14 protein-coding genes are annotated in these 12,531 nt (G+C 36.8%); all 14 read left to right on the top strand.

The window, feature by feature from the left end; all coding sequences use genetic code 11:
- Positions 1 to 3: 3 nt before the first annotated feature.
- The 14 genes from plsX to ELD05_RS08350 all read left to right on the top strand — a co-directional run bounded on the left by plsX (position 4) and on the right by ELD05_RS08350 (position 12,500).
- On the top strand, positions 4 to 1,008 hold the full coding sequence (gene plsX, locus ELD05_RS08415) for a phosphate acyltransferase PlsX (RefSeq protein ID WP_127352078.1): 1,005 nt from the start codon (positions 4 to 6) through the stop codon (positions 1,006 to 1,008).
- Between the two features lie 2 nt (positions 1,009 to 1,010).
- Positions 1,011 to 1,997 carry a beta-ketoacyl-ACP synthase III gene (locus tag ELD05_RS08410; protein ID WP_127352077.1) on the top strand — a complete coding sequence of 329 codons (987 nt, stop codon included), beginning with the start codon at positions 1,011 to 1,013 and terminating at the stop codon, positions 1,995 to 1,997.
- 22 nt (positions 1,998 to 2,019) lie between these two features.
- Positions 2,020 to 2,931 carry an ACP S-malonyltransferase gene (gene fabD / locus ELD05_RS08405; RefSeq protein ID WP_127352076.1) on the top strand — a complete coding sequence of 304 codons (912 nt, stop codon included), beginning with the start codon at positions 2,020 to 2,022 and terminating at the stop codon, positions 2,929 to 2,931.
- A 39-nt stretch (positions 2,932 to 2,970) separates the two neighbouring features.
- Positions 2,971 to 3,717: a 3-oxoacyl-[acyl-carrier-protein] reductase gene (gene fabG, locus ELD05_RS08400; protein ID WP_127352075.1), complete on the top strand. Its 747-nt coding sequence runs from the start codon at positions 2,971 to 2,973 to the stop codon at positions 3,715 to 3,717.
- 56 nt (positions 3,718 to 3,773) lie between these two features.
- Entirely contained in the window at positions 3,774 to 4,010 is a 237-nt protein-coding gene (acpP, locus tag ELD05_RS08395; protein WP_127352074.1) for an acyl carrier protein, read from the top strand.
- A gap of 81 nt (positions 4,011 to 4,091) precedes the next feature.
- Positions 4,092 to 5,330 carry a beta-ketoacyl-ACP synthase II gene (gene fabF / locus ELD05_RS08390; RefSeq protein WP_127352073.1) on the top strand — a complete coding sequence of 413 codons (1,239 nt, stop codon included), beginning with the start codon at positions 4,092 to 4,094 and terminating at the stop codon, positions 5,328 to 5,330.
- Positions 5,331 to 5,438: 108 nt separating this feature from the next.
- Positions 5,439 to 6,113 (top strand): ribonuclease III, encoded by a 675-nt coding sequence (gene rnc / locus ELD05_RS08385; RefSeq protein WP_127352072.1) that lies wholly within the window; start codon positions 5,439 to 5,441, stop codon positions 6,111 to 6,113.
- The gene (locus ELD05_RS08380) at positions 6,110 to 7,135 is read left to right on the top strand and encodes an elongator complex protein 3 (RefSeq protein ID WP_127352071.1); all 1,026 of its coding nucleotides are present in this window, start codon (positions 6,110 to 6,112) and stop codon (positions 7,133 to 7,135) included. Before rnc ends, ELD05_RS08380 begins: the two co-directional genes overlap by 4 nt.
- A gap of 132 nt (positions 7,136 to 7,267) precedes the next feature.
- Positions 7,268 to 8,086, top strand: a complete 819-nt coding sequence (locus tag ELD05_RS08375; RefSeq protein ID WP_127352070.1) for a phosphate ABC transporter substrate-binding protein — start codon at positions 7,268 to 7,270, stop codon at positions 8,084 to 8,086.
- A gap of 65 nt (positions 8,087 to 8,151) precedes the next feature.
- A complete protein-coding gene (gene pstC / locus ELD05_RS08370) occupies positions 8,152 to 9,006 on the top strand; it encodes a phosphate ABC transporter permease subunit PstC (protein ID WP_011917138.1) in 855 nt (284 codons plus the stop codon).
- A complete protein-coding gene (gene pstA, locus ELD05_RS08365) occupies positions 9,003 to 9,842 on the top strand; it encodes a phosphate ABC transporter permease PstA (protein ID WP_127352069.1) in 840 nt (279 codons plus the stop codon). The genes pstC and pstA overlap by 4 nt, the downstream gene beginning before the upstream one ends.
- 112 nt (positions 9,843 to 9,954) lie before the next feature.
- Positions 9,955 to 10,215 carry a stage V sporulation protein S gene (locus ELD05_RS08360; RefSeq protein WP_011917140.1) on the top strand — a complete coding sequence of 87 codons (261 nt, stop codon included), beginning with the start codon at positions 9,955 to 9,957 and terminating at the stop codon, positions 10,213 to 10,215.
- 607 nt (positions 10,216 to 10,822) lie between these two features.
- On the top strand, positions 10,823 to 11,854 hold the full coding sequence (locus tag ELD05_RS08355) for a methionine ABC transporter ATP-binding protein (RefSeq protein ID WP_127352068.1): 1,032 nt from the start codon (positions 10,823 to 10,825) through the stop codon (positions 11,852 to 11,854).
- The gene (locus ELD05_RS08350; RefSeq protein WP_127352067.1) at positions 11,847 to 12,500 is read left to right on the top strand and encodes a methionine ABC transporter permease; all 654 of its coding nucleotides are present in this window, start codon (positions 11,847 to 11,849) and stop codon (positions 12,498 to 12,500) included. Before ELD05_RS08355 ends, ELD05_RS08350 begins: the two co-directional genes overlap by 8 nt.
- The last annotated feature ends 31 nt before the right edge of the window (positions 12,501 to 12,531 follow it).

Below are 12,531 nucleotides of genomic sequence, written 5' to 3'. Positions count from 1 at the left end.
TTTATGAAGATAGGTATTGATGCAATGGGCGGAGATAATGCACCATCTTCGGTTATTGAAGGAGTTGCGATATATCTTGCTCAAAATAGTCAAGACAACGTTGTTCTTTTCGGGAATAAAAGTGTGATTGAGAAAGAGTGTGTAGATAGGATAAAAGACCTTTCAAGAGTTGAGATAGTTGATTGCAAAGAGAAAATAGAATTTGATGATGAACCAGTAAAAGCTATAAGGCAAAAAAAAGACTCATCAATTGTTGTTGGCCTGCAATACTTAAAAGAAAAGCAAATAGACGCTTTTGTTTCAGCTGGAAGTACAGGTGCGCTAATGGCAGGCGGACTTTTGATAGTTGGAAGAATTAAAGGTATAGACAGGCCTGCACTTACCACAAAACTTCCTTACAAAAGTGGCCAGTATCTTTTAATTGATGTGGGTTCTAACACAGATTGTAGGCCAATTAACATCCTGCAATTTGCCCAGATGGCAACTGTTTATGTCAGCAAGGTCCTTGGTAAAAACAACCCTACAGTAGGACTTTTGAATATAGGCACAGAAGAAACAAAGGGCAATGAACTTTCTAAACAGTCTTATGAAATTCTGAAAAATGCAAAGAATATAAACTTTGTTGGGAATGTAGAGGCACGAGATTTACCATTTTCACCGCCTGATATAGTTGTTTGTGATGGATTTGTAGGGAACATTGTTTTGAAACTGACAGAAGGTTTTGGACTTCTCTTTTTTGATATATTAAAAGACATAGCAAAGCTGAGCCTTAAAGCTAAAATAGGTGGGCTTTTGTTAAAACCATACTTAAAAAACTTAAAAGGAAAGTATGATTACAAGGAAGTAGGAGGAGCTCCTCTTTTAGGTATAGATGGAATTATCATTAAATGCCATGGTTCTTCTGACGGCCAAGCCATTTTCAATGGTATAAACCAAGCCAAAGCATTTTATGAAAATAATGTATTAGAGTTACTTAAAGAAGAAATCACAGCCGAAAGTGAGGTCTAAAAATGGCTCAAAATGTCAAGATTCTCTCAACCGGAAGATATGTTCCAGACAGAATCCTTACCAATTATGACTTAGAGAAGATGGTTGACACTTCAGATGAATGGATAACTCAAAGAACAGGTATAAAAGAGCGAAGGATTGTTGATGGCACAACTTCCACGACCGATTTGGCGGTGAGAGCTGCCAAAAATGCAATGGACAAAGCAAGTATTTTACCAGATGACATTGACCTTGTGATTGTTGCAACTGTCACACCTGAGATGTTCTTTCCTTCAACAGCTTGCCTTGTTCAAAAGGAGCTAAAACTTAAAAATGCGTTTGCTTTTGACATTTCAGCTGCGTGTTCTGGTTTTATCTATGCGATGGCAATTGCAACACAGTTTATCCAAAACGGGTTTTGCAAAAACGCGCTTGTGATAGGAGCAGAAGCACTTTCAAAAATAACAAACTGGTCTGACAGGTCAACATGTGTTTTGTTTGGCGATGGAGCTGGTGCTGCAATTTTGAGTAGCAGTGATGAGCAAGGTATTTTGGGATTTGAGCTTGGAAGCGATGGAGAAAACGGGCTTTTGCTTCACTGTCATGCGTTTGGACTGAGTGATGTGACTTATTCACAGGTAAAAGAAAATCCAAACTTTAGAAAAATCTATATGGAAGGTAATGAAGTCTATAAATTTGCAGTTAAGATTATGCCATATGCAGTGGAAAAGGTTTTAGAGAAGGTGGGACTCAGCTCATCTGATATAGATGTTTTTATTCCACATCAGGCAAATATAAGAATAATAGAAAGTGCTGCAAAGAGATTAAAAATACCTATGGAAAAGGTCTTTGTAAACCTTCACAAGTATGGCAATACTTCTGCAGCATCAATTCCTATCGCTCTTGACGAAGCGGTAGAAGAGGGAAAGATAAAAAAAGGCGATAAGGTTGTTTTGGTTGGATTTGGCGGTGGCTTGACATGGGCATCTACTGTTATTAAATGGGTATAGAAAGGAAAGGTGTAAAAAGCAAATGGGAAAGGTTGCGGTAATGTTTCCTGGGCAAGGTGCACAGTTTGTTGGAATGGGACTTGACTTTTATCAAAACTTTGATGAGTCAAAGAAGATTTTTGATTTGGCAAATGAAGCGCTTGGCTTTGATTTGAAGAACATTATATTCAATGGACCAGAGGAAGAACTAAAACTTACAAAGATGACACAGCCAGCAATTTTGACAACTTCAATTGCAATATATGAAGCTGTGAAAGACAAAATAAAACCAGATGCTGCTTTTGGTCAGAGCTTGGGCGAGTACTCAGCGTTGGTTGCTGCAGGAAGTATTGAGTTTAAGACAGCAGTGTGGCTTGTTTCAAAAAGGGGCGAGTACATGCAAAATGAAGTACCAGAAGGAATTGGCACAATGGCAGCAGTGATTGGGCTCTCAATAGATGCTGTAAAAGAGGTTTGTCAAGAAGCAAGTAGCAAAGGCACTGTTGAGATTTCAAATATAAACTCACCTGACCAGACTGTCATCTCTGGGCATAAAGCGGCTGTGTACTTTGCAATGGAGATAGCAAAACAAAAGGGAGCAAAGAGGTGTGTCGAGCTCAATGTCTCAGCTCCGTTTCACTGCAGTTTAATTAAAGGAGCTGGAGAAAAACTAAAAAAGCACCTTTTGGAGATTGATATTAAAGAGCCTCAAATTCCTGTTTTGTCAAATGTTACAGCAGAGTATCTGTCAAAAGACAACATTGTAGACCTTCTTGAAAGACAGGTGTATACAACAGTCAATTTTTTGGGATGTGTTAATAAGCTGATTGAAGAGGGATTTGACACCTTTGTTGAAATAGGTCCAGGGAATGTTTTGAGTGGACTTGTTAAGAAAATAAAAAAGGATTTGAAGATTGTCAACATAAACAAGGTGGAAGATGTTAAAAATCTATAATAGCAAAAAGTAGATTTTGAAGTAGGAGGAAATTAGGGTATGCAGCTTTTAAAAGATAAAATAGCCCTAATAACAGGTGCTTCAAGAGGTATTGGAAGGGCGATAGCTTTAAAGTTTGCCCATAATGGTGCAAATGTTATAATCAACTATTCATCAAGCCAATCCCAGGCACAAAGCCTAAAAGATGAGATAGAAAAACTTGGAGTCAGGGCACTTATAATAAAGTGTGATGTCTCAAACTCAGAAGAAGTAAATGCTATGTTTTCACAAATAGAAAAAGAGTTCGGAAGACTTGACATTCTTGTGAACAATGCTGGCATTACCAAAGATGGCTTGGTTCTTAGAATGAACGAGGAAGACTTTGACAAGGTAATTGCTATTAACCTAAAAGGGGCGTTCTTGTGTGCAAAAGCAGCATCAAAGATTATGATAAAGCAAAGAGAAGGGAATATAATAAATATTTCATCGGTTGTGGGGATTATGGGAAATGTGGGGCAAGCAAATTATGCTGCGTCTAAGGCTGGTATAATAGGTCTTACAAAGTCGCTTGCAAAAGAGCTTGCTTCTCGCAATATCAGAGTAAATGCAATTGCTCCTGGGTTTATAAAGACTGACATGACAGAGGTTTTGAGTGACAAGGTAAAAGAAATGATGCTTTCTTCCATCCCACTTGGTCGGTTTGGTGAGGCTGACGAGGTTGCAAATGTAGCCCTGTTTTTGGCATCAAGTTTGTCGTCGTATATTACCGGGCAGGTTATTGTTGTTGACGGTGGGATGATTATGTAATAATATTCTTATAGTGAGCATTATTTTAAAATCCAAAATTTTTGGAGGTGTTTTTTGTGAACAGTGAAATCTTTGAAAAGGTGAAGAAGATTATAGCTGACAAACTTGACATTGAAGAGGACAGAATCACACCTGAATCATCATTTTTAGACGACCTTGGAGCAGACTCATTGGATATTGTTGAACTTATCATGGAGCTTGAAGAGGAATTCAACATTGAAATTCCAGATGAAGATGCAGAAAAGATTAGAACAGTTGCCGATGCAGTGAAATATATTGAAGAGCATCAATAAGAAAGTACTTGCCCCTGCTTTGGCTTTAAAAAAAAAGCAGGGGTAAAGTATTCAACTTTAAAATTTAGGAGGTTGCTTACATTGAAAAGAAGAATTGTTATAACTGGCCTTGGTGTTATATCCTCCTTAGGGTTTGATATAGATACATTCTGGAATGCAATAAAATCTGGGAAAAATGGTATCAAAGTTGTGGAAAAGTTTGACGTTTCAAACTACCCAACAAAGGTTGCAGCAGAGATTGTTGACTTTGATCCAACAAATTACATAGATAAAAAAGAAGCAAGGAGAATGGATAGGTTCACACACTTTGCTTTGGCAGCAACAAAGCTTGCTATTGAGGATAGCAAATTGAACTTGGAAGATATCGACAAGACAAAAGTTGGGGTTGTGATTGGAAGTGGAATTGGTGGAATTGAAACATTAGAAGAGCAGGCAAACATTTTGAGAGAAAAAGGACCCTCAAGGGTAAGTCCATTCTTTGTTCCAATGATGATAGCTAACATTGCTGCAGGACATATTGCCATAACTTATGGTTTTAAAGGAATTAATGAAACAATTGTAACAGCATGTGCATCATCTGCTCATGCAATTGGTGAGGCGTTTAAGATGATTCAGCGCGAAGATGCTGATATTATCATCACAGGGGGAGCTGAAGCAGCAATAACTCCGCTTTCGTTTGCTGGATTTTGTGCTATGAAGGCAATGTCAACAAATCCTGACCCGCAAACTGCCTGCAGACCTTTTGACAAGGATAGAGACGGGTTTGTAATGGGCGAAGGTTCAGCAATACTAATTTTAGAAGAACTTGAGCATGCCAAAAAGCGTGGAGCTAAGATTTATGCTGAGGTTGTTGGATATGGTGCTTCAGATGATGCATATCATATAACAGCACCTGACCCAGAAGGCGAAGGTCCTATGCTTGCAATGCAAAAAGCAATAAAGGATGCGGGAATTGAACCTCAGGAGATTGATTATATAAACGCACATGGTACATCCACACCATACAACGACAAGTTTGAAACGCTTGCAATCAAAAAGGTGTTTGGGGAGCATGCATACAAGCTTTCAATTAGTTCAACAAAGTCTATGACAGGGCACTGGCTTGGTGGAGCAGGTGCTGTTGAGGCGCTCATTACAGCTTTGTCAGTTTATAACCAGTTTGTTCCACCAACTATAAACTATGCTACAAAAGATGAAGAGTGTGATTTGGACTATACAGTAAACCAAGGGAAAGAGAGAAGTATCAAGTATGCAATGACAAATTCATTTGGATTTGGTGGACACAACGCAGTGCTTGTTTTAAAAAGATATGAAGACTGATATTAAATGCCCCAATTGAGTACTCGAGTAGTTGGGGCATTTATATTTTTTGAGTGTTTTGAGTATTTTGTGTAAGATAGGAGAAATACAGCAATGAGAGGTACGGAAATGACAGATATAGAGAAAAAACTTGGTTATAGGTTTAAAAATCCGAGTTTATTAAAGCTTGCACTTACTCACAAATCAGCAACTCACGATGCTATATATTGCTATGAAAGGCTTGAGTTTTTGGGTGATGCAGTGTTAGAACTTGTTGTGAGCAAATACCTTTTTGAACATTTTCCACAGCTTTCAGAAGGTGAGCTTACAAATCTTCGCGCAACAATTGTGTGCAGTGAGACACTCTCAAAGGTTGCTGAAACGCTGAATCTGAAAAGGTATATTGTATTTGGAAAGAATGAAAAAAAAGAAGGTTTTGAGAATAACAAATCAATTTGGTCGGATGTGCTTGAGGCAATATTTGGTGGTATTTTTCTGGAATCAGGATTTGAGATGGCTGAAAAAATAGTCATAAATCTTATAGAACCGTTTATTAAAAAGGCTGCTGAGGGAAAACTCTTTTATGATTACAAAACAAAGCTTCAAGAATTTATTCAGAGAGAGAAAAATATTGAGATTAAATATATAGATTATGAAAACCTTGAAAATAATTTATCAAGGTTCAAGTCAGAGCTCTACATTGGAAAAAATAAAATTTCAGAAGGGTATGGAAATAGCAAGAAGGAAGCGCAGCAAGAGGCAGCTTTAAATGCACTTAAAAAGCTGGGAGTGATAGAAGATTGAAGTGCAGGATTCTTCCTATTTTTATTCCTCAATATGGCTGCCCTTTTAAGTGTATATTTTGCAACCAGAAAATAATCTCAGGTGAAAAAGAGGATGTGACTGTGCAGAGAATAAAACGTCAGATTGAAGAGGGACTTAGCAAAAATAAAGGTGAAGATGTAGAACTTGCATATTATGGAGGGAATTTTACGGCTATTGATATCAAAATGCAGCAAAAACTTCTTGAGCTTGCAAAAAGCTTCGAAAAGATAAAAAGTATTCGAATTTCCACAAGACCAGATTGTATAGATAAAGAAATTTTGGGATTTTTAAAAGATTACAATGTAAAAACAATAGAGCTTGGTATACAGAGTATGTTTGATGATGTTTTAGAAGCCTCAAAAAGAGGGCACACTGCAAAAGATTCAGTTAAGGCAATAGAACTTATAAAATCATTTGATTTTTTGTTAGGTGTGCAGCTTATGGTAGGTCTTCCAAGCTCAACTCTTGAGAAAGATATAAAAAGTGCTGAGATTTTATGCAATTATCAGCCCAACATTGCAAGAATTTACCCTACCTTAGTTATCGAGGACACGTATCTTGCTGAGATGTATAAAAAAGGTGAGTATCAACCTTTGTCTTTGGAGGAAGCAGTTTTAATTAGTAGTCAAATAAAAGAAATCTTTATAGACAATAATGTGAAGGTCATAAGGGTAGGCCTTCAGCCAACAGAAGAGATAAATTATAACGCTAAGGTGGTTGCAGGTCCATTTCATCCTTCATTTGGTGAACTTGTTGATTCAGAAATAATATTTAGAAGGGTGACAAAAGTCCTGGTAGAGGAAAACATAAAGGATCTTAAAATTTTTGTACATCCAAAAAACTTTTCAAAACTCGTAGGGCAGAAGAAAAGAAATATTGAGCGTCTAAAAGAAAGGTACAATTTAGATGCCATAAAGATCATAAACGAATATGAAGACCCAGATGCGATAAGAATTTTGGCTGATGAAAAAGAGGTGATTATTGATATTAAAGGGCTGTGAGGTGTTTTTAACATAGATTTAACGTTCATTTTAAATTGATTTAACATTGATATTATAGAATTAAAAATATAAGAATCGATACAAAGGGTAAAAATATTTTGTAAACAAAAACTTTTATTGAGGAGTGAAAAGATGAACAAAAAAGTTGTTACTCTGTTTTTGATAATTAGTATGCTAAGCTTTTTGCTGTTTGGATGCAAAAGTTCAACTGTTCAAGGCCCATCTTCTAAAAAGTCAATTACAGTTGCAGGTTCTACCTCTGTTCAACCTTTGGCAGACGATTTGGCAAAAGCGTTTATGCAAAAGCATCCTGATACAAAGATTGAGGTTCAGGGTGGTGGTTCTGGAGTTGGAATAAAATCAGCAAGAGATGGTGTTGCTGACATTGGAACATCTTCGCGTGAGCTAAAACCAGAAGAAAAGGGTCTAAAGGAATTCAAGATTGCAATTGATGGAATAGCAATTGTTGTCAATCCTTCAAACCCAATCAAAAATCTTACCTTGTCACAGATAAGAAATATCTATTCAGGAAAGATTAAAAATTGGAAAGATGTTGGTGGAAAAGACGCACAGATTGTTGTTGTAACACGTGAAGAAGGTTCAGGTACACGTGGTGCATTTGAAGAGCTTGTTATGAAAGGTGAAAGCATAACAGACTCTGCAGTTGTACAGCCATCAACTGGTGCTGTAAAGCAGTCAATTTCACAAGACCCAAATGCAATTGGATTTATTTCGATGGGAGTTGTTGACTCAACTGTCAAGGCTGTAAGTATTGAGGGTGTTGAGGCAACAGAAGAGAATGTCAAAAACGGCAAGTACAAACTACAAAGGCCGTTTCTATTCTTGACAAAGAACAAGCCAACAGGACTTGTAAAAGACTTTATTGACTTTGCTCTCAGTAGCAAAGGACAGGCTATAGTAGAAAAGTACCATTATATAAAAGTTAAGTAAGATTTTGGATATTAAATTCAAGATAGATTTTTGCAGAAAATTTTGAAAATGAGGAGAAGAAAGGGATGCCAAAAAAGAATCGCCTAATCGAGTTAATTTTGCTCCTTGCTGCGGTGGTTTCTGTCATCTCTGTCTTGTTGATAACAATATTTATATTCAAAGAAGGCTTTTCAATAATCAAAGAATACGGGCTTTTCAATTTTATTCTTGGTACAAAATGGGCACCCTTGAGTGGCAAGTTTGGTATTTTGCCAATGATAATTGGCTCTGTGTATGTAACTTTGGGGGCAATTATAATAGGAGTTCCTATTGGTATTGCAACTGCAATATTTTTGGGTGAGCTTGTGAGCGAAAAAGTTGCGAGGGCAGTTCGACCTTTTGTTGAACTTCTTGCTGGTATTCCTTCTGTTGTGTATGGTTTTTACGGGCTTGTTGTAATTGTACCGCTTATAAGAAAAATGTTTGGCGGTTCAGGTTTTTCAGTTTTGGCTTCATCAATAATCTTGGGAATTATGATTCTACCAACTATTATAAATATATCAGAAGTTTCGATTAGGTCTGTGCCAAAGGAGTATAAGGAAGGTTCATTGGCACTTGGTGCAACCCACTGGCAGACAATAAAAGGAGTAATTTTACCAGCTGCAAGGTCAGGTATAATTGCCTCAGTGATATTGGGGATGGGAAGAGCAATTGGCGAGACTATGGCAGTAATTATGGTTGCAGGTAACAGTCCCAAGATTCCAAAAGGGATATTTGACCAGGTAAGGACTCTCACAGGAAATATTGCAATTGAGATGGGGTATGCATCAGGAAAACATGCTCAGGCACTTTTTGCAACTGGTATTGTACTTTTTGTGATTATCATGATTTTAAATACAATTGCAAATGTAATTGCAAGAAGAGTTGGTGAAGAAAGATGATAAAGAAAAATAAAATAATACAGGGTATTGTGTTTGCCATTATTGGAATATTTACATTGATAACAATTGCTATTCTTTTGGCAATTTTATTTCACATTGTAGTAAATGGAATACAAGGGATAAAATTATCGTTTATCACTGAGTATCCTGAAGATATGGGAAAAAGCGGGGGAATCTTCCCTGTAATAGTTGGTACCATTTACATTACAATCTTAGCAGTGATTATTGCTGCGCCAATTGGTGTTTTGGCTGCAATCTATCTTACAGAATACGCAAAAAAAGGGAAGATATTGTCGCTTATTAGATTTGGTACTGAAACATTAGCTGGAATCCCTTCAATTATCTATGGGCTTTTTGGTTTTGCTTTTTTTGTCATTGCTCTTGGATTTAGATGGTCTATCTTGTCTGGTGCGCTTACTTTGTCAATAATGATTTTGCCAACAATTGTGAGGACATCCGAAGAAGCTTTAAAAACAGTTCCTATGTCCTTTAGAGAAGGCAGTCTTGCCCTTGGTGCCACAAAATGGCAGACGATTGCAAAAGTGGTCATACCTCCTGCAATGCCAGGTATTTTGACAGGTGTAATTTTAGGTGTTGGAAGGGCGATAGGTGAGACTGCTGCAGTGCTTTTGACTGCAGGAAGTTCTTTGAACCTTCCAACAAGCATATTTAGCCCGGCAAGGACAATGGCTGTGCACTTGTATATTCTTTCTTCTGAAGGTCTTTCAAAAGTGAACTCTTATGCTACGGCAACACTGTTGATTATCATTGTCCTTATTATAAATACCTGTGCAAACATGATAATAAGAAGATACAATAAAATTTTGGGGCATTGATATTTAAAAAATTTTCTACTTGCCAAGAAGGAATTTTTTAAATCATGTAGAATTATATAACTGAATAGTTGAACAAGCTGTCATAACACCATATTCAGGAGGTATGGAAAGGATGGAAGTTCTAAAAGTTGCTGCTACATCAAAACCACAGAAGGTGGCAGGGGCTCTGACTGCTGTGATTAAAGAAAAAAGATGCGCAGAACTTCAGGCAGTTGGAGCAGGTGCTGTAAATCAGGCTGTTAAAGCCATTGCAATTGCAAGAGGTAAAGTGGCACCAAATGGGATTGATTTGATTGTAATCCCTGCGTTTTCAGAAATTAATATCGATGGAGAAGAGAGAACGGCAATAAAGTTCATAGTCCAAGCAAGATAACAAAGGAGACTTTTTAAAGTGGGCAGGTAGATAAACTACCTGCTTTTTTTATTTGTTTTACAGTCATTTGAAAAAAGGCACATTTCATTATGAGCTGTTGTTAGGTTAAAAGAAAGTATTTCAAAATAAATCTATACTATTTCGATGCAAATTATCGGAATTTTTTATTCTAAAATTTATTGACAAATGTTTTTTAAGATATTAAAATAAAAGCAACTGACTAAACATATAAAAATACTCGGAGTAAAAAAGAGGAGTAATAATAAGGCAAGAATTGCAAGAAATCTTACTAACCTTTATACCCAACAATTCAAAAATTTAAAGTGAAAAATATCTATCAACTGCTCTTTTTGAGGATGTTTGATATTAATAAATTTTTAATGTAATTTTTATGGCTTGTATTTAAAGTAATTGTGTAATTCAATGTCCTATTGTCCTATGTGCTTCAGCTTGAGGTGTGGGAGATTGAATAGAAGATGGTGCGCATATGCTTCAAATAGACTTGGATCTTGATAATTGAGCAAATAATTTTAGGTATCTAAAGTTTTTCTGAAGAATTGATTGGGAAGCTGACATTATAAAACATACTTTCAGAGGAGGAAGATTATTGATCAGAATTGGAAATCTTACAAAAATATACCACTCAAATGGGATAGCTATCAAGGCATTAGATAATGTTAATTTGAACATAGAAAAAGGTGACATTTTTGGGATTATAGGTCCCAGTGGTGCTGGTAAAAGTACACTTATTCGATGTATAAATATGCTAGAAAAACCTACCTATGGATCAGTAGAAATAGATGGGGTTGAAATGACAAAGCTTTCTCCTGCTGAGCTGAAAGAAATGCGAAAAAAGGTAGGCATAATATTTCAACATTTTAACCTTTTGTCATCCCGAACAGTTAAAGGGAATGTAGCGTTTCCTTTAGAAATTGCAGGGCTGGACAAAAAAACAATAGACAGTAGAGTAAAAGAGCTTTTAGAATTGGTTGGGCTTACTAATAAAGCAAATAGCTATCCATCGCAGCTATCAGGTGGACAAAAACAGCGCGTAGGCATAGCCAGGGCCCTGGCTAACAATCCAAAAGTACTCTTGTGTGATGAGGCAACCTCAGCGTTAGATCCGGAGACCACTTTGTCTATTTTGAATCTTCTTAAAGAAATTAACAAAGAGTTTGGAATTACCATTGTAGTGGTAACGCACGAGATGAATGTTGTCAAACAAATTTGCAACAAAGTGGCAGTGATGGAAAAAGGTCAAATTGTTGAACAAGGACTACTTACTGAAATATTTGCAAATCCAAAGACAAGAATTGCTCGAAATTTCTTAAGATCTTTGACTTTTTCTGAACTTCCAGAGGAATTAAAAGATAAAATTAGAAACCTCCACCGTAGCCATTTGGAATGGAAAATTATCAAGATTGACTTTTTTGGTGAGGTTACTGCTGAGCCTATTTTGAGCAGTATCATTAAAAAGTTTGACATGGATATCAATATGCTCTATGGGAATATTGATCAGATTCAAGGTATACCTTATGGTACTCTCATAGTTGAACTGAGAGGTAATAACGAAATTGAAGGTGTTTTAAGATATCTGAGGGAGTTGGGGCTTGAGGTGGAGGTGATAGATAATGTCTGAAACTTTGCAGCTGTTATTAGTTTCTACATGGCAAACTATATACATGGTGGTTATTTCGACCCTTATAGCAACAGTGCTGGGAATACCACTTGGTGTGCTCCTTATGGTGACTGACAAGGGGCAAATACTTCAAAATGATATTTTAAATAAAATATTAAGTACCATTGTAAATATATTTCGTTCAATACCATTTGTGATTCTTTTGATAGTCCTTATGCCTTTTACCCGACTGATAGTTGGAACATCAATTGGAACTACCGCGGCTATTGTACCTTTGTCAGTTGCAGCTATTCCTTTTATGGGCAGGCTCACAGAAACAGCTTTGAGAGAGGTAGACCGTGGTGTTATTGAAGCGGCACAGGCTATGGGGGCTTCCCCGTTTCAAATTGTAATAAAAGTGTTAATTCCTGAAGCCTTGCCTTCGATAGTTTCAGGAATTACTATTACGGCTATAAATCTGATAGGGTATTCGGCTATGGCAGGTGTTATAGGTGGTGGAGGATTAGGAGATTTGGCTGTCAGGTATGGGTATCAGCGGTTTATGATTGATATAATGCTTTGGACTGTAGCAATTTTGATTGCTATGGTGCAGTTGACGCAGCTTGTAGGTGATTTTTTTGTTCGACGGCTATCAAGAAATAGGTAACATTAAAATTTATTGTAGAAGGAGGGGTTTA

The organism is Caldicellulosiruptor changbaiensis (assembly GCF_003999255.1).
GTDB classification, from domain to species: domain Bacteria; phylum Bacillota; class Thermoanaerobacteria; order Caldicellulosiruptorales; family Caldicellulosiruptoraceae; genus Caldicellulosiruptor; species Caldicellulosiruptor changbaiensis.
This window is presented reverse-complemented; position numbering and strand designations above follow the sequence as displayed.